The organism is Streptomyces sp. NPDC051662 (assembly GCF_040681655.1).
GTDB lineage: Bacteria > Actinomycetota > Actinomycetes > Streptomycetales > Streptomycetaceae > Streptomyces.
The window spans coordinates 16,063-37,727 of record NZ_JBFAZD010000030.1; the positions used below are offsets into that span (position 1 = coordinate 16,063).

The 21,665-nt window shown below is 68.8% G+C and carries 21 protein-coding genes, 1 tRNA gene and 1 pseudogene; 9 read left to right on the top strand and 14 right to left on the bottom strand.

What is annotated here, in order from left to right; all coding sequences use genetic code 11:
- Positions 1 to 10 precede the first annotated feature (10 nt).
- The 4 genes from AB0M67_RS34260 (at position 11) to AB0M67_RS34275 (ending at position 5,728) form a co-directional block, all read left to right on the top strand.
- Positions 11 to 523 carry a sugar transferase gene (locus tag AB0M67_RS34260; protein WP_365751478.1) on the top strand — a complete coding sequence of 171 codons (513 nt, stop codon included), beginning with the start codon at positions 11 to 13 and terminating at the stop codon, positions 521 to 523.
- A 232-nt stretch (positions 524 to 755) separates the two neighbouring features.
- Entirely contained in the window at positions 756 to 3,059 is a 2,304-nt protein-coding gene (locus AB0M67_RS34265) for a (Fe-S)-binding protein (RefSeq protein ID WP_365751479.1), read from the top strand.
- 269 nt (positions 3,060 to 3,328) lie between these two features.
- Entirely contained in the window at positions 3,329 to 4,552 is a 1,224-nt protein-coding gene (locus AB0M67_RS34270; protein WP_365751480.1) for a VCBS repeat-containing protein, read from the top strand.
- A gap of 150 nt (positions 4,553 to 4,702) precedes the next feature.
- Positions 4,703 to 5,728, top strand: coding sequence for a Yip1 family protein (locus AB0M67_RS34275; protein WP_365751481.1), 1,026 nt, complete (start codon positions 4,703 to 4,705; stop codon positions 5,726 to 5,728).
- A gap of 113 nt (positions 5,729 to 5,841) precedes the next feature.
- Here the strand turns inward: AB0M67_RS34275 and AB0M67_RS34280 are convergent, their stop codons facing one another.
- From AB0M67_RS34280 to AB0M67_RS34290, 3 genes are all read right to left on the bottom strand, one after another.
- Positions 5,842 to 6,339: a phosphoribosyltransferase gene (locus AB0M67_RS34280; RefSeq protein WP_351394142.1), complete on the bottom strand. Its 498-nt coding sequence runs from the start codon at positions 6,337 to 6,339 to the stop codon at positions 5,842 to 5,844.
- 7 nt (positions 6,340 to 6,346) lie between these two features.
- A complete protein-coding gene (gene dcd / locus AB0M67_RS34285) occupies positions 6,347 to 6,922 on the bottom strand; it encodes a dCTP deaminase (RefSeq protein ID WP_365751482.1) in 576 nt (191 codons plus the stop codon).
- A 70-nt stretch (positions 6,923 to 6,992) separates the two neighbouring features.
- On the bottom strand, positions 6,993 to 7,175 hold the full coding sequence (locus tag AB0M67_RS34290) for a hypothetical protein (RefSeq protein WP_249953161.1): 183 nt from the start codon (positions 7,173 to 7,175) through the stop codon (positions 6,993 to 6,995).
- Positions 7,176 to 7,419: 244 nt separating this feature from the next.
- On the opposite strand from AB0M67_RS34290, the gene AB0M67_RS34295 reads away from it, so the two are divergent.
- A tRNA-Gly gene (locus AB0M67_RS34295) sits at positions 7,420 to 7,490 on the top strand.
- Between the two features lie 332 nt (positions 7,491 to 7,822).
- Here the strand turns inward: AB0M67_RS34295 and AB0M67_RS34300 are convergent.
- Together AB0M67_RS34300 and AB0M67_RS34305 are read right to left on the bottom strand one after the other, a co-directional pair.
- Positions 7,823 to 8,917, bottom strand: a pseudogene (locus AB0M67_RS34300) (tyrosine-type recombinase/integrase); the annotation flags it as partial.
- Complete coding sequence (locus tag AB0M67_RS34305; protein WP_365751483.1) at positions 8,917 to 9,129, bottom strand: excisionase family DNA-binding protein; 213 nt, start codon at positions 9,127 to 9,129, stop codon at positions 8,917 to 8,919. The pseudogene AB0M67_RS34300 and the gene AB0M67_RS34305, both read right to left, overlap by 1 nt.
- Before the next feature lie 613 nt (positions 9,130 to 9,742).
- Between AB0M67_RS34305 and AB0M67_RS34310 the strand changes: the two genes are divergently transcribed.
- Positions 9,743 to 10,567: a winged helix-turn-helix domain-containing protein gene (locus AB0M67_RS34310; RefSeq protein WP_365751484.1), complete on the top strand. Its 825-nt coding sequence runs from the start codon at positions 9,743 to 9,745 to the stop codon at positions 10,565 to 10,567.
- Positions 10,568 to 10,854: 287 nt separating this feature from the next.
- Here the strand turns inward: AB0M67_RS34310 and AB0M67_RS34315 are convergent, their stop codons facing one another.
- Positions 10,855 to 11,226 (bottom strand): hypothetical protein, encoded by a 372-nt coding sequence (locus AB0M67_RS34315; RefSeq protein WP_365751485.1) that lies wholly within the window; start codon positions 11,224 to 11,226, stop codon positions 10,855 to 10,857.
- 256 nt (positions 11,227 to 11,482) lie between these two features.
- On the opposite strand from AB0M67_RS34315, the gene mobC reads away from it, so the two are divergent.
- Together mobC and AB0M67_RS34325 are read left to right on the top strand one after the other, a co-directional pair.
- Positions 11,483 to 11,998, top strand: a complete 516-nt coding sequence (gene mobC, locus AB0M67_RS34320) for a plasmid mobilization relaxosome protein MobC (protein WP_365751486.1) — start codon at positions 11,483 to 11,485, stop codon at positions 11,996 to 11,998.
- On the top strand, positions 11,995 to 13,713 hold the full coding sequence (locus AB0M67_RS34325) for a mobilization protein (protein WP_365751487.1): 1,719 nt from the start codon (positions 11,995 to 11,997) through the stop codon (positions 13,711 to 13,713). Before mobC ends, AB0M67_RS34325 begins: the two co-directional genes overlap by 4 nt.
- Before the next feature lie 30 nt (positions 13,714 to 13,743).
- Here the strand turns inward: AB0M67_RS34325 and AB0M67_RS34330 are convergent, their stop codons facing one another.
- A complete protein-coding gene (locus tag AB0M67_RS34330; RefSeq protein ID WP_365751488.1) occupies positions 13,744 to 14,571 on the bottom strand; it encodes an endonuclease/exonuclease/phosphatase family protein in 828 nt (275 codons plus the stop codon).
- Positions 14,571 to 15,671, bottom strand: a complete 1,101-nt coding sequence (locus tag AB0M67_RS34335; protein ID WP_365751489.1) for an aldo/keto reductase — start codon at positions 15,669 to 15,671, stop codon at positions 14,571 to 14,573. Before AB0M67_RS34335 ends, AB0M67_RS34330 begins: the two co-directional genes overlap by 1 nt.
- A 75-nt stretch (positions 15,672 to 15,746) precedes the next feature.
- On the opposite strand from AB0M67_RS34335, the gene AB0M67_RS34340 reads away from it, so the two are divergent.
- The gene (locus tag AB0M67_RS34340) at positions 15,747 to 16,367 is read left to right on the top strand and encodes a hypothetical protein (protein ID WP_365751490.1); all 621 of its coding nucleotides are present in this window, start codon (positions 15,747 to 15,749) and stop codon (positions 16,365 to 16,367) included.
- A gap of 58 nt (positions 16,368 to 16,425) precedes the next feature.
- Here the strand turns inward: AB0M67_RS34340 and AB0M67_RS34345 are convergent, their stop codons facing one another.
- From AB0M67_RS34345 to AB0M67_RS34370, 6 genes are all read right to left on the bottom strand, one after another.
- Positions 16,426 to 18,585 (bottom strand): radical SAM protein, encoded by a 2,160-nt coding sequence (locus AB0M67_RS34345; RefSeq protein ID WP_365751491.1) that lies wholly within the window; start codon positions 18,583 to 18,585, stop codon positions 16,426 to 16,428.
- Between the two features lie 54 nt (positions 18,586 to 18,639).
- A complete protein-coding gene (locus AB0M67_RS34350) occupies positions 18,640 to 19,083 on the bottom strand; it encodes a DUF6415 family natural product biosynthesis protein (protein ID WP_365751492.1) in 444 nt (147 codons plus the stop codon).
- The gene (locus AB0M67_RS34355; RefSeq protein WP_365751493.1) at positions 19,071 to 19,538 is read right to left on the bottom strand and encodes a LuxR C-terminal-related transcriptional regulator; all 468 of its coding nucleotides are present in this window, start codon (positions 19,536 to 19,538) and stop codon (positions 19,071 to 19,073) included. Before AB0M67_RS34355 ends, AB0M67_RS34350 begins: the two co-directional genes overlap by 13 nt.
- Positions 19,539 to 19,733: 195 nt before the next feature.
- Positions 19,734 to 20,138, bottom strand: coding sequence for a hypothetical protein (locus AB0M67_RS34360; protein ID WP_365751494.1), 405 nt, complete (start codon positions 20,136 to 20,138; stop codon positions 19,734 to 19,736).
- 8 nt (positions 20,139 to 20,146) lie between these two features.
- The gene (locus tag AB0M67_RS34365; protein ID WP_365751496.1) at positions 20,147 to 20,581 is read right to left on the bottom strand and encodes an ATP-binding protein; all 435 of its coding nucleotides are present in this window, start codon (positions 20,579 to 20,581) and stop codon (positions 20,147 to 20,149) included.
- 128 nt (positions 20,582 to 20,709) lie between these two features.
- Positions 20,710 to 21,183 (bottom strand): hypothetical protein, encoded by a 474-nt coding sequence (locus AB0M67_RS34370; RefSeq protein WP_365751497.1) that lies wholly within the window; start codon positions 21,181 to 21,183, stop codon positions 20,710 to 20,712.
- Positions 21,184 to 21,665: the final 482 nt, after the last annotated feature.

Consider the following 21,665-nt stretch of genomic DNA (forward strand, 5'->3'; position numbering starts at 1 on the left):
AGGTGTGATCTTGAAGCGACGCCCCCCGGCATGGCGCCCGCCCCACCTCCCGGAGCCCAAGCGCCTGCTTGATCTGACCCTCGGCTCGGCCCTCCTGGTGCTGACCGCGCCCCTGCTCGGGGCGGCCACCCTCGCCCTCGCGCTGTCCCGGCCGGCCGGGGGCGTTTTCGTACGCGACTACCGCACAGGACTCAACGGCCACCCCTTCCTGCTGAGTTCCCTGCGCACCCGTCTGTTCCGGCTCGACCTGCTCTCCCGGCTGCCCCATGTCGTACGCGGCGAGCTGTCCCTGGTGGGGCCGGCGCCCCTGAAGGCCGGCTCCCCCGCGGGGTCGGCGCCCTGGCGTCAGCTCGTACGGCCCGGCCTGACCGGTCTCGCGCAGGTACGGCGCCACTCGGGGCTGCCGTGGGACGAGACACCGCTGCTCGACCAGCACTATGTGGAGCACCACTGGATCGGCCTGGACCTCTCGATCCTCGCCCGCACGCCCGGACGCGCGTTGAGGGCGGCCAGATTTCCCTGAGGGCCCCCTGAGCGACGCAGATCACCGGCTTCGCCGCTACATTGCGGCTGGATAAGTGGGTAACCTCAGCACGAAACGATTAAGTTACCGCTTAGTAAGCACGAGTGAACAGCAACAGCCGGCAGCACCGGTGGTTGGTAAGCAGCAGCACGCCAGTAGCCCGTCCCCGTAACGCAGAAGCCCGTGGAAGAGTGGGCCGATTTCCCACCCTCGCAGGCCCGAGGAGCCCCCAATGCAACTCGCCGCGATCATCGTGTCGCTGGTACTCGCCGTCGTCGGTGTGGCGCTGTTCGGCCGAGCCATCGCGCAGATCTACCGCTTCGTACGGCTCGGCCAGCCCGTCCCCGCGGGCACGCGGACCGATGAGCCCGCCCAGCGCACCCTGACCGTGGCCAAGGAGTTCCTCGGCCATACCCGGATGAACCGCTGGGGCGTGGTCGGCGTCGCGCACTGGTTCGTCGCCATCGGCTTCTTCTCGCTCGTACTGACCCTGGTGAACGCCTTCGGGCAGCTCTTCAAGGCCGACTGGCTGCTGCCTGTCATCGGGAACTGGACGCCGTACGAGGTCTTCGTCGAGCTCATCGGTCTGCTCACGACGCTCGGCATCCTGACCCTGATCGTCATCCGGCAGCTCTCGCTCCCCAGCCGCGCCGGCCGCAAGTCCCGCTTCACGGGCTCCAACTTCGGCCAGGCGTACTTCGTCGAGGCCGTCATCCTCATCATCGGCCTGGCGATCCTGGTCCTGCGCGGGCTGGAGGGCGCGCTGCACCACGTCGACTCGTACCAGGCGGCGTATCTGGTCTCGTACCCGCTGGTCGCGGCGTTCGACGGGCTCAGCCTCGGCACCCTGCAGAACCTGGTCTACCTGGTCGCGCTGATCAAGCTCGCGACGTCCTTCATCTGGATGATCACGGTCGCGCTCAAGACCGACATGGGCGTCGCCTGGCACCGTTTCCTCGCCTTCCCCAACATCTGGTTCAAGCGCGAGGCGGACGGCGGGACGGCCCTCGGCGCCCTTCAGCCGATGACGAGCGCGGGCAAGGAGATCGACTTCGAGGACCCGGGCGAGGACGACGTCTTCGGCGTCTCCCAGATCGAGCACTTCTCCTGGAAGGGCATCCTCGACTTCTCCACGTGTACGGAGTGCGGTCGCTGTCAGTCGCAGTGCCCGGCCTGGAACACGGGCAAGCCGCTCTCCCCGAAGCTCCTGATCATGTCGCTGCGCGACCACGCCCACGCCAAGGCGCCGTATCTGCTGGCCGGCGGCGGAAAGACGATGGAGGGCGAGGAGAAGGCCACCGAGGAGCAGCTGGCCGGGGTGCCCGCCGCGGCCCTCGCGGAGGCCGAACGCCCGCTGATCGGGACGCTGGAGGCCGAATCCGAGAGCGGCTTCGCCACGGGCGGCGTCATCGACCCGGACGTGCTGTGGTCCTGCACCACCTGTGGCGCGTGTGTGGAGCAGTGCCCGGTGGACATCGAGCATGTCGACCACATCGTCGACATGCGCCGCTACCAGGTGATGATCGAGAGCGCCTTCCCGAGCGAGGCCGGGACCATGCTCAAGAACCTGGAGAAGAAGGGCAATCCCTGGGGTCTGGCGAAGAAGCAGCGCCTGGAGTGGACGAAGGAGGTCGACTTCGAGGTACCGGTCGTCGGCAAGGACGTCGAGGACCTGACGGAGGTCGACTATCTGTACTGGGTCGGCTGCGCGGGCGCGCTGGAGGACCGGGCCAAGAAGACCACCAAGGCCTTCGCGGAGCTGCTGCACATCGCGGGCGTCACGTTCGCGATCATGGGCGGCGACGAGAAGTGCACGGGTGACTCGGCCCGCCGCCTGGGCAACGAGCCGCTGTTCCAGCAGCTCGGCCAGGAGAACGTGGCGATGCTGAACATGGCGTACGGGGAGGACGATGACGACGCCTCGACGAAGAAGCCGAAGTCGGCCAAGAAGATCGTCGCGACCTGCCCGCACTGCTTCAACACGATCGCGAACGAGTACCCGCAGCTCGGCGGCGAGTACGAGGTCATCCACCACACGCAGCTGCTCCAGCACCTCGTGGACGAGGGCAAGCTGGTCCCGGTCACGCCGGTCGAGGGTCTGATCACGTACCACGACCCGTGCTACCTGGGCCGGCACAACAAGATCTACACGCCGCCGCGCGAGATCATCGCGAAGGTGCCCGGTCTGCGGAACGAGGAGATGCACCGCCACAAGGAGCGCGGCTTCTGCTGTGGCGCGGGCGGCGCGCGGATGTGGATGGAGGAGCGGATCGGCAAGCGCGTCAACGACGAGCGGGTGGACGAGGCTCTTTCACTGAACCCGGACATCGTGTCGACGGCCTGCCCGTTCTGTCTGGTGATGCTCACCGACTCGGTCAACGGCAAGAAGAATGACGGCCGGGCGAAGGAGTCCCTCCAGGTCGTGGACGTGGCGCAGCTGCTGCTCGACTCGGTACGGACGCCGGCGGGGCCGGAGGGCTCGGAGGAGCGGGAGAGCGCGCCGGACCCGGATCCGGAACCTCAGCCGGTGAAGTAGCTGAGCGGGTAGGAGTAGGAGTACGAGCAGGAGCAGGGGAGCGGCCGGATCTGCCTCGGGGCGGGTCCGGCCGCTCGGTGTGTGGGGTGTCGTTGTGTGTTGTCGCGGTGTGGGGTGTCGCTGTGTGGGGTATTCGGCTCCGCTTTCGGCCGCTGAATGGGCGAGGACTGGGGCACCATGTGACGACTGAGGTCGGCGAGAGGTACCGGGCAGGCGGAGGACGGCGGGTGGACGGGCGGCGGGTGGACGGGTCGACGGGTGAGTGGGGCATGCGCATACGCGTGACAGCGACCGCGACGGTGACGGCCGGGGCCGCGGTGAGGCGCGGACGCGGACGTGGGTTCCGTACGGCCGCGTGTGCGGCGCTGTGTGCGGCCGTCTGTACGGCGCTGCTGCTGACGGGCTGCACCGCCTCCGGGGGCCCGGGCGGAGGCGGCGGCCAGGACCGGGGCACCGGCACGGGTACGGGTACGACGGCCGGCAAGAACGGCGACACCGCGCCCCTCTCCGGCCGCTCCGGCGCGCCTCGTCGGCCCGTACCGCGTGGCAAGGGCAGCCGTCTCCCCGACGACTTCAACGGTGACGGCTACCGTGACCTCGTACTGAACGACCTGGTCAAGGCCCCGGGCGACATCTACGGCGATGACGCGGGCATCGGGATCGTCTATGGCACCGCCACGGCCCGCGGTCTTGATCCGGCCGTACGCCGGCTCCTCAGCCCGCGGGAACACGGCGCCCGCGTCGACGGCGTGCTGCCCTCGGCGTTCGACGCCGAGGCCGCGTGCGATCTGGACGGCGACGGGTTCGGGGATCTGATCGTCACCACCGACCCGCCGTACGACGGGATCGGAACCCCGCCCGTACCGCTCCAGATCCTCTTCGGCGGTCCCGACGGCCTCGGCGCGGGCGGTGACGGTGGCAGGGCGGTCGTCCTCCGGATCCCCGCCAAGGCCCGCGCCGGAGACGAGTGGCCCGACCACCCCGTCTGCGGCGACTTCGACGGCGACGGCGAGATGGACCTCGCGGTGACCGCGAGCGCGGGCCAGGTGAGCTATCTCCGGGGCCCCTTCAGCCGCACCGGTGCCCCGCGCGCCGCCTCCGCTCCGATCCCCGGCGGCGGCCCGGTCCTCGAAGCGCCCGAGCCCAAGGCCGATGTCAACGGTGACGGCTACGACGACCTCGTCCACTCGACCCGGGCCCGCGCCCCGGGCCACTCCGCGAAGGGCGAGCTGCTGCTCGGCGGCCCGGCGGGGCCGGGACGCGCGGGCGGCACGTACCGCTTCAAGGCCGTACGGTTCCCGACCGCGCCCAGGCTCCCGTCGGGGTCGGGCCGGGCCGTGACGGAACTGCTCCGCGCGGCCGACTTCACCGGGGACGGCCGCCAGGATCTGGTGACCCGCACCCACCGGGGCGAGCGTACGGATCTGATCGCGCTGTACGCGTCGGGAGCCGACCGGCCCGTGATCACGTTCAGTACGTCGATCTTCCTCTGATTAGGGCGGGGGAGGTCGCGAGAGCTCCCCGGCGGACCGGGGGCTGTCCCCACGGGGTTCCCTTAGGGGATGTCACAGCTCGGCCGCAAAGGACCCCCCGTTACGCCACCTCAGCTACCCGACCCGCCCGGACCGGGTACGTTCGATCGCGTGGCTGGATTCAGGATCGGACGCGGCCGGGACAACCGCACCCCGCAACAACAACCGCAGCGGCAGCAGCAACAGCCGTACGGACGGCAGGCGCCGCCGCCCCCGGGTTACGGGGGCGGGCACCAAGCCGCGCCCCCGTACGGGCGGCAGCAGTGGCCTCCCGCGGGCGGCGCACCGAACGGATACGGCGGTGGCGGGCACGGCGGCGGGCACGGCGGTGGTCATGGCGGTGGTCATGGCGAACCGGAGTACTTCGGCGACCCGTACGGCCGGCAGGGCCAGCCGGGCCCGTACGACCCACACGACCCACACGACCCGCACGGACCACGTGGGCAGCATGGCCACCCCCCGCAGGGTGGACACGGCGGCCGGCCCGGCGACCCGTACGCCAACGACCCCGGTCATACGCAGGCGTTCAGCGTCAACGACGACCCGTACGGCGACGGCACCGCCTACCGCGCCGGCGCGCCGGCGGCCCCCGCGGGCCCCCGGCTGCACTGGAAGGAACTGCTGAGCGGCGTCGTACTGCGCCCCTCCCAGACGTTCCTGCGGATGCGCGACTACCCGGTCTGGGGCCCCGCCCTGATCGTGACGTTCGTCTACGGCCTGCTGGCGATCTTCGGCTTCGACGCGGCCCGCGAGGACGCGATCAACGCGACCCTCTCCACGGCCATTCCGTACGTACTGACCACCGGCATCGCCTTCGTCTTCGGCGGTCTGATCCTCGGCGCGGTGACCCACACGCTCGCCCGCCAGCTCGGCGGCGACGGCGCCTGGCAGCCGACCGTGGGTCTGTCCATGCTGATCATGTCGATCACGGACGCACCGCGACTGGTCTTCGCGCTCTTCCTCGGCGGGGAGAACTCGCTGGTGCAGGTGCTGGGCTGGCTGACCTGGATCGGGGCGGGCGCGCTGTTCACGGTGATGGTGAGCAAGTCGCACGACCTGCCGTGGCCGAAGGCACTGGGCGCGTCGGCGATCCAGCTGATCGCGCTGCTGTCACTGCTGAAGCTGGGCACGCTGTAACGGACCCCGGCACCACGCGTAAGGGGCCCGGACAGGAGACTGCCGGGCCCCTTCGCCGTACCTCGGGTACCTCGGGTACCTCGGGTACCTCGGGTACGCGCCGTATCAGCGCGTCAGGCGTCGAGGACCTGCCCGCCGCGCCGGACGACGGGCTGCTCGACGCTCCAGGGAAAGTTGATCCAGTCGTCGGTGCGCTTCCAGACGTACTCGCACTTCACGAGGGACTGGGTCTTCTCGTAGATGACGGCGCTGCGCACCTCGGCGACATGGTCTATGCAGAAGTCGTGCACCAGCTTCAGCGTCTTGCCGGTGTCGGCGACATCGTCCGCGATGAGGACCTTCTTGTTGGAGAAGTCGATCACGTTGGGAACGGGCGCGAGCATGACGGGCATCGCGAGCGTGGTCCCGACCCCGGTATAGAACTCCACATTGACCAGATGGATGTTCTTGCAGTCCAGGGCATAGGCGAGCCCACCGGCCACGAACACACCACCGCGCGCGATGCTCAGCACGACATCGGGCTCGTACCCGTCGTCGGCGATCGTCTGCGCCAGCTCGCGGACGGCGCGGCCGAACTTCTCGTACGTGAGGTTCTCTCGGGTCTCGGTCATCCCCGCATCACACCTGTGTCCGATGGAAATTGAGATACGAGCGGGACGCGGTCGGCCCCCGCTGCCCCTGGTAACGCGAGCCGTACCGCTCGGAGCCGTACGGGAACTCCGCCGGCGAACTGAGCCGGAACAGACACAGCTGCCCGATCTTCATGCCGGGCCAGAGCTTGATCGGGAGGGTCGCCATATTCGAGAGTTCGAGCGTGACATGCCCGGAGAACCCGGGATCGATAAAGCCGGCGGTCGAATGCGTCACCAGCCCGAGGCGCCCGAGGCTGGACTTCCCCTCCAGCCGGGAGGCGATGTCATCGGGAAGCGAGATGACCTCGTACGTCGAGGCGAGCACGAACTCCCCGGGGTGCAGAATGAACGGCTCGTCCCCGTCCGGCTCGACGGTGCGCGTCAGATCGACCTGCTCGACGGCGGGATCGATATGCGGATAGCGGTGATTCTCGAACACCCGGAAAAACCGGTCGAGCCGCACATCGATGCTGGAGGGCTGCACCATCGACGCGTCATACGGTTCGAGGCGTACGCGTCCGGTTTCGAGCTCGGCCCGGATGTCCTTGTCTGAGAGAAGCACGCCCCGAGGATACGCAGAGCGCGCGAGCCCGCCCCAATCGGGCAGCCCCGCGCGCTCTGAGCCACTACGGTCAGTGCCGCTCCACCGCCACGGCCTCTACGGGCACGGCATGCCGCAACCGCGCACACCGCGGACACCGGATGAGCCGCCCGGGGCCGATCCGTCCGGAATCGAGCTGCTGCATCGGAAACGTGGCGGTACTGAACACATGCCCTTCGGCACAGCGGACGACGGTGCGCTCCATCAAGTCCATCAGGTCCCTTCCCCAACAAACGCGGACGAAAGCCCACACTAGGGGATGAACAAGACCCACCCGTCAACGGCACTCCACCCCCCGACCCTACGCCCCAACTCCCGCCCACCACCCCCACATCCACCCCACGACCGACACCCCTCCACGCCGCCCCGGAACGCGAGGGGCCCCATGGCGCAATACGCCTGGGGCCCGCGATGAGGTAGAGTGTCCGACGATGCGAAGCCGGTCAGCGGCTCGCCTCGCGGGTGTAGTTTAATGGTAGAACATGAGCTTCCCAAGCTCAGAGCGCGAGTTCGATTCTCGTCACCCGCTCTTCGACGAAGGCCCTGGTCAGAGACCAGGGCCTTGTTTATTGTCTAGACCATTTTTAGGGCTCGTGCCATTCGCGTGCCATAACGGCCCCTCCCATCTGCATCAATAGTGGATCCGTCACCCCTGAGGGCGAGCGCTCCACTACCGGGTCCCGCATCGCGAGATCACTTTCAAGTGCCCTGCGTCACACGCACAGTGCGGACTGTCTGCTCCTGCGCGATCAACGCCGCGCAGCCCGTGGGGCGGACGGTCCGGGCGGACGCGGCACCAGCGGGTGAACGGTCGCCCCACCACTCCCCGAGGCTGCAGCCGACTGTTGGCGGCGCACATCGATCGATGTTGGCGGCGAGCCTGCGTTGATGCTCCTTGGTGGAGTGCTGATAGATCAGTTGCGCGCGCTCGGAGGACTGGCCGGCTCGGACCATGAGGTCCTTGAGCTTGGCACCGGTGTCGGCCGCCAGCGTGTTGCCCGTGTGCCGTAGGTCGTAGAAGCGGAAGCCTTCGGGCAGCCCCACCTTGTCCCGGGCCCTGCGCCACTTGCGGCCGAACGTGGTGCCGCGCAGTACCGCGCCCCTCTCGCCGACGAAGACGAGCCCGTCCGGACCCGGGTGGGCGAACCACTCCAGGTGCCGACGGACGTCCTCGTGGAGGAATGACGGCAGCACGATCTCTCGTCGGCCCGCCCGGGACTTGGGAGCGCCGATCACACGGCGCCCTGTATTGAGCTCCGGTGCGGCACGGCGAACCCAGAGCGCGCCGGAGTCGAGGTCCACATCCCGTCGGCGGAGCTCGGCGAGTTCCTCGGGCCGCATCGAGGCGAAGGCACCGAGCAGAACCATGAGGCGCCAGCGCAGACCGATCACCTCCGCCGCGGCGAAGACCTACTCGACCGTCGCTACCGGCCGCTCGTCCGCGTCCTCGCGACCTGCCCCACGGATACGGCAGGGGTTCTTGCGCAGCATGTCGTCCTCGACTGCGGTCTCCATCACGGCCTTGAGGAGCCGGTACGACTTGGCCACCGTGGTGGCACCGGTGGCGGACAACCGCTCCGCCCGCCAGGCTCTGACCCGAGCGGGGCTGATCATGTTGACGCTCATCTCGCCGAACGTCGGCTCAAGGTGAAGCCGGAACAGCCGGCGGTACAACTCAGCCGTGGTCGGGGCCAGGCCGCGTTCCGCGATCCAGCGCGTGGCGTAGTCGGCGAACGAGACCTCGCCGGCGGTCGGGTCGAGCCAGTCGCCCCGCATCTGGTCCGCTTGGACCTGGACGAGGAACGCCTCCGCATCGCGCTTGGTCTCGAAGGTTTCCGGCGCAGGCCGCAGGGTGTCATCGGCCGTGCTGGGATAGCGGGCCTGATAGCGCCCCGAGGGCAGTTGTCGTATCGCGCCGAATGTGCGGCGCGGAGCCTTCTGGCGCGGACGGGGCATCAGGCCGCAGTCCTGAATCCGGAGAGGCGAGTGCGGACCGGCTCGACCGTCCGCGCCTCTACGTAAGCGTCCAGCGCAGTGTCGGGGATGCGGACGTGCTTGCCCACCTTGACGTACCGGATGCGGCGCTCGGAGACGAGGCGACGGATGAACCGCTCACCGACGCCGAGGCGTTCGGCTGCCTCGGCCACGCCGAGAAGGCGGTCAGCCATTCGAGACCGCCTCCTCCCACGTGTCGGCGGACCTTGGGGTGGTGATCACTGCGGGTCGGGGCAAGGGTGTTCCTTCTACGAGGCGGCGGGTCAACAACCGATGCGCCCATGAGGGGGCACGCCCACTGAGGCAGACGTACGGGCATCGCGACCGCGTCGAGCTATCGCACTGCCCCCGCTGGGACTATTTCGGTGTCCCGTAGTGATACCTCTGCATCGCCGGTTTGGTTAACCGGCGATGTGCGTCTATGTTGCCTCGACTCCCAGCAGATTTCGGGAGTACCGGAGTTGCGGATCCGGCCCACATTTTGCAGACCTGAAGCCAAAGGTAGCTCGGTCACGGGCGCCATCGGCATGAACTTCTTGGTGAACGGCCGATTCGGGTCTATCGTTTTTGGACCGCGTTCCTCCGGCGTTCGCCGTCGGCTGCTCGCTTTGTGCGAAGTAACCCTGGACTTGCGCGAGGCGATGTGGCTTCCTTCTTGGTCCCATCGCTGAAATGAAGCCGCCCAGATCGGCCTTCGGTGCGCCAGCTCCGTCCGCCGGCAGCACCGCCGTCGCGGCGATTCGCAGCCCACCGCCACCACCCCCTGCTTCGAGGAGCCGCCTAACCATGAGCCACAATGCCCGCGTCTGGGTATGGGACCACAGCCTCAGCAAAGGCACTGCCCGCATGGTCCTCACCTTGATCGCCGATCGCTGCATCGACCACACCTGCACGGCCTATGCCTCCGTCCCAGCCCTGATGCGACGCGCGAACGCGTCGCGCAGCGCCGTTCGGGACGCGCTGGACAAACTGGTCGCCAGCGGCGAGATAGTCCGCCTCGACGAACGCAAAGGGCCTCGCGGGGAAACGTATTACCGCCTCCCAGAAGCCGCCCGTTTCATGACCGAAGATGTTCGAAATTCGACTCACCAGGAGGGCCAGATTCCAACCCCCGAGGTGCCGGAATCCGATACCTCCAGCAGCAATGCGGACGGGCCGAAATTCGACCCCGGGGTACAGAATCCAACCCCGGGGGGTGCCGGATTTCGATACATCGGGGGAGCAGAATCCGACCCCCAGAACAGAAGTGAACAAATAGGAACCAGTAGGTACAGCAGCAATGCACCCATCCCCGCCTCTCAATGGCAGATCGACGCGGGCAGCGAATCCTGGCTGCGGAGCGAGGGGCACCTCACCCGCCTTGGCGAAGAGGGCATACGAGTGGCGGACGACAAGTGGCGGGCCTTCCGGACCGGCGGGTCTCCACGCTCGGGTGCCGCATGGGGTGCCGACTGGCGAGCGTGGATCACTCGCGAGCGGAGCCCCGCCCCAGTAGCGCCGCACTCAGCCGCCAGCCCCAGTGGCGGGTCAGCGAGCGCCAAGATGACCCGCTCGGAGGCGCACCTGGCAGCTCTGCTGGCAGCCCTCGATGAACCGGTCCCGACGGTGTAGCGCCCTCGGCCGGTCCGCGAGGTGCGGGGACAGTGGGGACCGGTCCCCGCATTGCTCGGCCCCCTGGGGACGGTCCCCCTGACGGGCAGTCGGGGACCGGTCCCCGAAGAGCCATGGAATCCGCAGGTTGGTGGGGCTTCCCGTCTACGGCATACGGTCGGTCCCCGGGCTCACTCCTCAGAGCTCGGAGCTGCGGGACCAGGCCAGTGGGGGCGGGCATGCAACGCAGTCGATCCCGGCGCCTGTGCGACGAGCCGTGCCCGGGTCCCTTGAACCAGCATCATGCTTCATGCCGGTGGCTGCCAACGCGTACCGGCGAAGCGCGTGATGGCGGAGTCGAGGAGACGGCCGAACTCCGCCGGGGTGCTGATCCGGGGACCTTCGGTGCGGACCTCGTCATCGGTCAGCGCGTCGAGGTCTGCCCAGCCTCCGCGATACAGGACAAGGTGCAGCTCGGCCCATCCATCACTGCCCTGGACGCGCAGACCGATCGAATCCGGATCGCTTACACGGGTCCGGTCGGTCTCCAGCGGCTGCGGCCAAGGGGCAAGGCTGTCCCGCCAGGTAATGGGACAAGGAGCGAGTCCCGCCGCACTCCAGGCAGAGAGACGCGCGGTGATCTCGGCGGCGGCCGAATCGAGGTCAACGACGTGGTCCATGCAGCAATCCTCCCCGTTCGCCCTTCACCCATGAAGGCCCTGGCCGAGTCCGGTCAGCCCAACCGTCCAGGGCCGACGACCAGTCAACGTTCGACGCCCAACTCCCCACCTCGGAAAGAGACCTATGCACGGCGTGCAGCACGAACCCCCCAGCAGACGTCGACAGCAAATGAATCGCCCCCAAGCACCAAGCGGAGCAAGGTATCCCGTTGGACCGTCCAAGGTCCGGCCCCACGGGGAAGCCTCCGCCCCGGGGGTGGCGGAGGCATTCGGGCACCAGGGGGTGCCCGAGGAGAAGCAGCTCGTCGTCCCGGAGCCGCAACTCCCACGCGCCGCCGAAGAAGCCGCGCTCCACCGCGTCGCCCGCCGCCGCAAGCGCAAAGGCGAGCAGCGTAAAGAGCGCGTCGACGTCCGCTACAGCACCGACGAGAAGACCGACATCCTCGCCAAGGCCCGTTCTCTGAACATCACCGGCGCCCACTACGTCGGCGCCGTCGTCATGGCCCACATCCACGGCGACCTCGCCCTGCCCGGCCAGCGCACTCAGCTCGACGACTACATCGACGAACTCAACGCCCTGCGCCGACAGGTCGCCGCGATCGGCCGGAACGTCAACCAGATCGCCAAGAAGCTCAACTCGGACGGCTGTCCACACCCTGGGGACACCGCCCTCCTGGCCCAGGCCGAGCGCACCTTGACCTCGGTCGGCACCTCCGTGCGCCACATCGCGGACGCCACGAACCGGGCCGCCACAAAGAAGGCGGCCGAATGATCGCGAAGATCAGCAGCGGCAGAAGTACCGTCGGCCTGATCCGCTACCTGTTCGACACCAGGAAGGCCAAGGACCACACCGACCCGCACCTGGTCGCCTCCTGGGACGGCTTCGCTCCCGATCCCGGCCGCGCGGACGACTTCGACGCCGCCAGGAAGCTCCTCGTCGCGGACCTCGACCTGCATGTCGCGCAGGCCAAGCGGCTCGGCCGCGCTCCCGAGCAGCATGTGTGGCACTGCTCGATCCGCGCCGCCGAGACCGACCGCATCCTCAGCGACGAGGAATGGGCCGGCATCGCCCGCCGCGTCGTCGCGGCCACCGGTATCGCCCCGGCCGATGATCACGACGGCTGCCGCTGGGTCGCCGTCCGTCACGCCCCCGACCACGTCCACATCGCCGCCACCAAGGTCCGTGCGGATCTGCGCACCGCCCGCCACTGGAACGACTACCTGACCGCCGACCGCCAACTCGCCACCATCGAGAAGGAATACGGCCTCCGCCAAGTCGTACGAGGCGACCGCACCGCTGCCCAGCGGCCGACCCGCGCCGAGCAGGAGAAGGCCCTCCGCAAGGGCCACCAGCAGACCGCCCGGGAACGCCTGCGTACCACCGTCCGTACCGCCGTCGCCGCAGCCGCCAGCACCGAGGAGTTCATCCATCTGCTGTCCGCGACCGACGGCATCCTGATCGACGTCAAGCACTTCCCCTCCGGCGACGTCCGTGGCTACAAGGTCGCCCTCGAAGGCGACACCAACGGCGCCGACGAGCCCATCTGGTATTCCGGCTCCGTACTCTCCCCCGACCTGTCACTCCCCAAGATCCAGGAGCGGCTGACCGCCACCGAACCACACTCCGTCGACCAGCCACGGGGCCGACACAGGCCCGGCCCTTGGCACCAGGCCACCGCCGCTGCGGAACTCATCCCCCACCGCCTGGAGCGCGGCGACGACGAGAGTGCCCAGGCCCATCTCGCAGCCTTCGGCGAAGCCCTGGACGTACTCCCCCTCATCGCGCCCGGGTCGGTTCGGCCCCAACTCCGCCAGGCGACGGCCGTGTTCGAACGTGCCACCCGATCCCGTATCCGGGCCGAGCACCAGCAGGCCCGTGCTCTACGGGGCGCCGTGCGGGCCATGCTCCGCGAGCCCGCCCCGAAGGACGGAGCCGCACTGGCGATGTTCCTCGACGCGGCCCTCCTCGTCGTCATCGCCGCCGCCCGCTGGCACCAGCTCCGCCGGCACGACCAGCAAGTAATGGCCGCCCAGCAGACCCTGATCCACCTCCGGACCGCGTACGACCAGACGGCGCCCCCGGTGCTGACCGCCATGGCCCAGCGCAAGCCGCCGACCTCAGCGGTCGAGCGGTACGCCCAGCACGTACACGCGGCCATTCCCGCCCACGCGCAGCAGATCCTGGACGACCCCGCCTGGGCCGCCCTGGCGGCTTCCCTCGCACAGGCCGAGAACACAGGACACGAACCCGCCGCTCTCCTCGCACAGGCCACCGCCCATCGAGGTCTGGACGATGCCCGATCCCCCGCTCAGGTCCTCGCTTGGCGCATCCAGCGCCGAGCGCACCGTCCCGCTCCCAGTGGACGGGCTCTGGCAGCCCTGGCCCGCAGCGCGCGGACCGTACCTGCCGCAGCACAGGATCCGGTTCCTCCGAGGCCCTCTACATCGAGGTACGGCCTGGCGGAGCAGGCCGGACGTCGCCGGTGAAGACCTCCGCCTCTTGGCGTGGACGGCGGTTCAGGCCGTCAGGGAGAACGTGAGCGTCATGGCGGCATGGTCGGTGAGCGACGTGGTCCGTGGGGTCTGGTCGTAGGCGCACGCCTGGATCAGGGGGGCGTGCGTGGTGGTGGTGAAGGCGTGGTCGAGGCGGAAGCCCTGTCCGCTGCGGCCGAACCACGAGTGTTCGACGGCGTCGGGGTGGAGGTGGCGGAAGGCGTCGGTGTATCCGGCCGAGGCGAAGGAGTCGTAGAAGGCGTATTCCCAGCGTCCGAACACCTTGTGGGGCGGCTGATGGCCGGGCTCGACGATGTTGAGGTCCCCGGCCACGGCGACGGGCATGTCCGGGAAGACCTTGTCCAGGCCCTGCAGAGCGGCGGTGACCGCTTCCTGGAATTCCCGCTTGTCCTCGTTGCGGCGTTCCTTCGGTCCGCGCGAGGGCACATACAGGCCGACGACGCCCACCTTCCGGTGGCCGATGGTGGCGACGGCGGCCGGCGCCCGGTGCGGCAGGAAGCAGACCCCGGCGTCGGCCGGTTCGAGTGCCACGGTGCGGGAGGCCAGCACCGTGCGGTAGTCGCCCTGTGCCGCGACGGGGGCGATGACGTGTGGGTAGCCGAAATGGTGCAGCGCCTCGACGAGCGCCGTGCCGCCGGGCCCGGAGCCGACCTCGGTGAGTACGAGCAGGTCCGCGGAGTCCTGTCGGCTGATCCACTCGGCTTGCCGGTACGCGCGGGCGGCGGAGGCGTGCTGGGTGTTGAAGACGAGGATCCGAGCGTGCGTGGTGGACGCGGTGTGCCGAGGCTCTGCCGGGGCGAGCAGGGAGAGCTGGGTGGCGTCGTCGTTCACTAGGGTGCGTCCTTCTCGTCCAGGAAGACCTCTCCGGCGGCGTCGAGGCGCTGCTGGAGATGTCCGGCCGTCTCGCGTACGAAGGCGATGTCCTCGCGGTTGAGGGGTTTTCCGGGGGTCGTGAGGTTCTGGGTGACCTGCTCGGGGTGGGTGAAGCCGACGAGGACGGCGGCGTTGTCCGCGTGCTGGAGACAGTAGTGGAGGGCGACGTGGGTCAGGTCCGCGGTGGACGCGCCGAACCGCTCGTGCAGGGGCCGCAGACCCTCCTCGATGATGTGCAGGGCGCCCGGCGTGAACCATGCCTTGCGGAGCCGGTGGTCGCCTTCCTCGAAGGCGGGTGGCCGGGCCGGGTCGTACTTACCGGTGAGCAGGCCCTGTGCGAGGGGCTTGTTGATCAGGACACTGACGTCGTGCTCGGCGGCGAAGGCGAAGATGTCCTGCTGCCCGGCGGGCGGCGGCGGGGTGAGCGCGTTGAAGCGGACGGCCAGGTAGTCGGGTCGTACGCGGTCGAAGAGCTGGCGGAACCGGGCGTGCTTGTCCTCGCGCCGTTCCTTGGGGACGTTGACGCGCTCGGTGGCGAAGCGGTGCGGGCCGCGCATGCCGATGGTCTTGATCAGGCCCGCGCTCCGGAAGGTGCGCATCATATCGATGGCGCCGTCGAGGTACCGGTCGTCCTCGCCGAATTCGGCGTTGTGCAGGAAGTAGATGTCCAGGTGATCCGTGCGCAGGTTCTCCAGCGTCGTTTCGAGCTGGTGGTGCATGTGCCGGGGCTCGTAGGCGTGGGCGGCGGTGCCAGTGAAGTAGCCGACCTTGGAGGACAGGACGACGCTGTCGCGCGGCACGGTGGCGACGAGTCGGCCGATGAGGCGTTCGGAGCGGCCGTGCCCGTAGACATCGGCGGTGTCGAAGAGGTTCGCGCCGAGGCTGTAGGCGGTCTCCAGACCGCGGAGGGAGGCGTCGTCGTCCGCCGTGGACCATCCCATGGGCAGTCCCAGGTTGTTGTCCGGGCCGCCGATGGCCCAGCATCCGATCCCGATGGGGTGGACGGTCAGCCCGCCCGTCAGCGTCCGGTACGGCTGTGTGCTCGGGATGTCACTCATCTCCGCTACCTCTCTTCGGTGCATTTACTGTCAAAGTCCCGGGAAATGATGGGTGTTGTGGCTACGGTGCCGCGTGTGACGAACCCACATACCGAACTGGACCTCAGCGCCATCACCGCCGCGAAGTGGGCCGACCCGGCAGCCTTCCCCACCGGGGAATTCGAGCGCGCCACCGAGTTCTACGCGTCGATGCGCGTCCATGACGAGCACCTGCTGAAGGTGCGAGGCGAGGCGTCCGCCCTGATCCAGGAGTGGACCGGCTGCACGCCTCGCGATGTCGGCAGTTTCGGTACCCGCCTCAACCTGGAGATGTCCGACCTGGACCTGGGCATCGGATTCCCCGTCGAGCGCCGCGACGGGCTGATGCGGAGCCTCGTGGACGGTGGACGCGCGAAGTTCCTCGGCGAGCGGTACACGTCGTTCTCCACCACGCGGCTCGTGTTCTCCTTCGAGATCGCCGGCATCGAGATCGACCTGAGCGCGCTCACCGTCGAGGACTTCGCGGTCGCGTGCCGCATGCTCGACCAGATCGACGCCGAGATGACCCGCGCAGAGCGCATCGCGCACACCTGGGTCAAGCACCTGCTCCGCGAAACCGGGGACCTGCGCGCGTACGCGGAGTGGAAACTCGTGACGTACGCCCGGTACTGCCCGGAGTTCAACTGGGTGCCGATCCCCGAGAAGGCCGGTTCCTGAAGGACACCTTGAGGGGCGGTCCCGGCGCGCCTGGCCGCGGCCGCCCCTCTTGCCGTGGTCAGGTGCCACAGGGGTCCGCCGCGTTGATCAGGCTCCACTCCTCATTGCGGGCCCACCGGCCGTGCTCGTGCCGCAGCGTGGCCGCGTGCCGTGCGGGCAGCACCCCGGCCACGTCGAACACGGTCCGCGCCATCCGTTCCCGCAACCCGGCGATCTCGATGTCCAGCAGGGCGCGGATCCTCTCCTCCAGCACGGGTGCACGACCCGGCAGACGGGTGGCGGGCTCGCCTTCCGTCGCCGTGATCAGGCCGCCGAGGACGGTGTAGGCGGCATCTTTCAGGACGACACGGGCAGCCCGTACCTGAAGGCGCGGCTCGCCGTCGAGGATCTTCTCCAGCGACTTGAGCGTGTAGTCCAGGGCGAAGTTCCGGTCGACCCAGAGCTGCGCCGACCGGCTGCACACCCCGATGCGCCAGTCCGCGAACTCGGCGTCCTGCCGCCCCATGGAAGGGCGGACTTCCCCGGCGAGCCCGGCCTTCCGCACCTGCTTGGTGTAGGCGGCGCCGATCAGGCACTCCATGGAGACGAGCATGTAGGAGATGCCGGCGTGGAACGCCCGGCCGGCACCGTGCGCGTCGACCCATTCGGGGTCGCGAACGCCGTTGACGATCTCCTCCACGGGCATGTCCGGGACCGGGCGCACCAAGAGATCCGTACGGCCCTGGTAGGCGTACGTCGCCTTCAGCTCCTCGAACGTCATCAGGTGATCGAAGGTGATGTACGTGAAGCGGGTCGGCACGCCGAGCGCGGACAGGGTGCGGATCGCGAGCGCGTTCTGCTCGCCGCCGGTCTCCTTGTTGAACCGCTGAAGGATCGTGTCGATGCCGGACTCGACACCGAAGAGGCAGCGGCGCAGGCCCCTGTTCACCAGAGCACGCCACATGACGGCCCGCTCGACGTGCCAAGCGAAGTCCCTTCCGGGGTGAGTGACTTGGTCGATGCGGCAGCTCGTCTCCCACGTGAATCCACAGCCGTGGAGCACGTCGGCCATGTGCAGGGCGCGGGGGACGGCGTCCGGGCCCCGGCCGATGAACTCCTCGTCGACGAGGTACAGGGTCCGGGAGATGTCCGGGTACCGGTCGAAGACCGTGCCCATGTGATCGAGCATCCAGCCGAAGTCTCCGGGTGTACCGCCTGCCCACTGCCCCTTGTGACCGCGAGGGCAGAAGGAGCAGAAGTTGGTGCAGCCTCGTGAGGCTTCGAGCTGGGCGACGCCATGGTGCTCGAAAGTCGCGGGCAGCAGGTCCAGTTCGGGCAGGAAGTCACTCTGGGCGCGGCTGACCGGCTTGGCGGTACGGCGCCGGCCGATCGTGAGCGTGCCCTCGCCGCGGGCCGCGCCGTTGTAGCCGATGCCGTGGACCTGGTCGCGGGCGATGTCACCGTGCCAGTGCGCCACGAGGTCCTGGATGGTCGCCTCCCCGGCGCCCCGGGCAATCAGCAGCTCGGGGTAGCGTTCCAGGAGCAGGCCCTCGTTGCGGGCGGTGAGGCTGCCCCCGGCGACGACGAGCGGCGGCTCGGCGAGTGAGTACGCCGCGTCGAGAAGTTCGGTCATCAGGTCGTGCTGCCCGAACGTCGCGGAGACGCCGAGGATATCGGGCGTATCCTCGCTGACCCGCTTGACCAGGTCGGTGAGCGTGGTGCCGAGCTGCATGTCAGCGAGGGTCACCTCACCCATCAGGGCAAGCCTCGCGGCGCGGGCGACATCGCTGATGCCGAGCGGGAAGCGGGGCAGGGGGAAGTACTCCGGGTGGTAGAGAGCGGCCAGCAGCACGCGTGGCCGCGACAGCCGGTAGACAGCCTCCGGGGCGATGTCGGCCAGAGAGAGCCACTCCGCCGGAGTTTCGAGGGCGATGTGCCGCTGAGCCCAGGCGGGCCAGGCTCGCGAGTCGTGCGGCCGGCCGGAGAGGTCCGCGACGACCCACCGGCCGTCGGGCCGCTCAACACACACGAGCCGCCGGTCCAGCGAACCGGTGACGCGAATCCGTCCGGAGTACGGAGCGCAGTGCTCCTCCAGCCACTCCCTCAGCTTGTTCGGGGTGATCAGCAGGGGTTCCAGAGCCGATGCCGCGTCGGCGTCAGGGTGGAGCGACGGGGCCACTAATCGTAAGGCGTCGGCCAGGCGCCGGGCCTGGGAGGTGATGGGGCGTTCGTCGGTCATGCTTCTCGCCTTTCAGAAGGAAATGATTCCAGCGCCGCTGAATGTCCGGCGCTGTTACGCACCGTCCGGCGGACAGGTGGTTGAGCGGGCCGGCAGCCGGCTCCCCCACGGAGTCGGCCGGGGCCTGCGGACGCGCGCCTGTTCCTCGGCGACCCGCCCGGCTGCCCGGACCAGCCCTTGAACGAGGCGGGCAAGGTTCTGGGCCCGCTGCCCGGCCGCGTGTGGCGTGCTGGACGGGGGCGGGAGGTGAAGCCGCCGGGAGGCTTCGCCGAGGGCGGCCCGCGCGCTGATCACCGCGTCCGAGTCTGCGGGGATGCCGAGGAGCAGCGTGCGGAGTTCGTCGGCAACGGTCCGGCCGTACTCGGTGAACTGCTCGATCAGGCTCAACGCGATATCGACGGCTGGGAGGTCGGGGCCCTCCAAGTTCCAGGCGAGCGTCAGGTCGATATTCGCCAGGACCTCGACCTTGTCGGGGCCGGTGGGGGTCAGCGCAGCCATGTGGCCACCAGGTCGGTGGAGAGGATCTGGAACTGCCAGGCGCGGGTGACCAGGTGGGTTCGGTTGCGGGCACCGAGGAGCGTGAGGAGTTCGCGGCCGTCCGCACGTACGTCAGTAACGGGCCGGTCCAACTTCGTTGCCATCTGGGCGGGCGTCATGCCCCGCGCGGTCAGCGCGACCAGGTCGCGCTTCTCACGCGGCAGGCACAGCGTGTCGGGGTCGAGCAGCAGCGGGTGGGTGAGAGCCTTGGTGGCGTAGCCGATGGTGAGGGCGGCGGTGGTGTCGCTTACGCCGTGCAGCTTGGTCTTCGCCAGTTTGAGATATCCCCTGGCGGTACTCTCGCGGATCTTGAGGTCCAGGGCGACCACGGCAATCGTGCTGCCGTCGGCCAGGCCCTCAAGAACCTGTCGCTCGCGGGGCGCGAGGACGACTCTGGCAACGCTCGCGGTGGTCACGGTTCAACTCCTCGCTTGGGTGGATGATCTGCTGGCACAGCGCGGCGCACCGCACCTCGTCGGCGGCCATTTGGCGGTGCATAACGGGGCGTCGGCGTCGCGCCCGGTGCAGGACCGCGAGGACAACGAGCACGCTAGGCAGGGCGAGGAAGAAATGGCTGAGTGTCCGCCCGACTCGTGAGGGGAGGAGACGCGTCATGAGGCCACGTCTCCCATCTGGTCGAGCAGGGTGAGGATGCAGCTCGCGAAGCGCACGAGGTGACCGTGCGCGTCTTCCCGGACGGGTTGCTCGGCGCTCAGGTCGATCACGGCGCACAACTGGTCTATTGCGTCGCGCTGCTGGCCCACGGAGTACGGCCTGATGAGGCGCGGGACCACCTCTACGAGCTTCGTGGCCGTCTCCCTCAGCCGATTCGCGATGACTTCGCCTTCTGCAAGGGAAGGACGGACGGCGTACTCCCCGAGCACGGCTTCCAGGTTTTCGTACAGCTCGTCGGTGATCGCCTCGGCGGCCAGGGAGCGCCGCAGCCCGAGGAAGAGCCTGTTGGCTGTCGCGTCGTCGTTGGAGAAGTCGCCGCTCAGCCGTGGGGTCTCGTGCATGACGGCGGTCACCACGATTTACCTGCCAGGGTGGATGCCGCCCAGGTGGTGCGGCCGTTGTCACTGACGCCCCACGCATCGGCCAGAGAAGCGACGAGGACCAGCCCTCGGCCACACACATCCTCGCCGTCAGCATCCTGAAGCCGGGCGGGGGCCGAGTTCTCGTCAGTGACCTCGATACGAAGTTCGTCGTCGGTGTGCCGCACGCGCAGACCGACGGTTCCGTACCCGTGCTCGATCCCGTTCGTGACCAGCTCGGAGACGACCACCCGCACGTCGTCCCCAAGCGACTCGGGGAGGCCCCACAGCCGCATGAAAGCTATGGTGAGCCGCCGTGCCTGGGAGGCGCGGGCCCGCGCTGGGCTCATCGCTACGTCGAAGCAGCGCGGCGTCACTGGCCTCGGCTTCGCGGTCTCCGAGGCGGCAACGGTGGCAGGGCTCATCGGTGGATCTCCCAGAGGACTGGTACCGCGGAGCGTGCGGCACGCGGTACTGGTCTGTCCCGCGGTGCCTTCCGCCTCGTGTTCGGCTCCTCGGCCTGATCGCTCGGGGACGGTCGCCACGTGCGGCCTCACCGCTTCGTCCCCGCGGTCTCCGGCGTCACGAGGGCGACGAAACCGCCGTAAAAGTCCATCAGGTCAAGGTTGAATTCGTACTCGGCCAGATGTCGGCTGACGGCCGTATGCGTCAGGGCCACGACTCCGTCTGCGTGTCCGGCGCGGACCATGCGCAGCGCCCAGGTCCATCCGGGCCGGCGTATCGGGGCCGGCGTGCTGAGCCGGTCCGTGATGCAGCCCTCGGCGCTGACCCGCCACCCCATGCCATCGGCGTACTCACGGGCAATGGCGAATGAGCATGCTGGCTGCCCCCGGAGCGGGGCGAGGGCGTAGAGGCACACGCGCGGAATCCGGCCGTGGGCTTCGAGATACGCCAGACGCAGATTGAGGACCCTCTTGCGCGCTGTCCCGAGTCGTACGAGCGGGTCCGGCGTGATGCGGACGCGGTCAGGGTGCCACCACTCGTCGAGCCGCCGCTCGGCGTCCATCCAGTCAGGCGACTTGCGGGACCGGGCCGGACTCCAGGATTCCGTTGACGGGTATGACGGCCAGCCATAAACGTGCTGCGCTCTGTCCAGGAACTCGGTCAACCGGTAGGCGAGAGGAAGATGCATATACGGCCTCCCCCTCAGGGCCCTACGGCTCTGGCGGTGCTCAACGGCGGCCAGGCGCCAGGCGCTTACGCCGCCGGATGTGCCAGTTGAGGAGTTCATAAGGGGTGCTCCCGCTCGTCGAGTAGCCGGCTACAAGAGCGAACCCCCAATTCGTCGTGGCTGGAATGGGGTCAAGGGCCCGGAGGTGGTCAAGGTGGTCAAAGATCGCTGTCTGCCGCCGACGTACGCGGGATGGGTCCGTGTGGCCCATTCCTCGTCAACTCCGTGCACTTGGCATAGATCAAGCGCACTGCGAAGGGGAGGGCAGTTGAAGGGGAAAGTGCCGGATGCCTCGGTGTGGCTGGTGACTCTTGCCT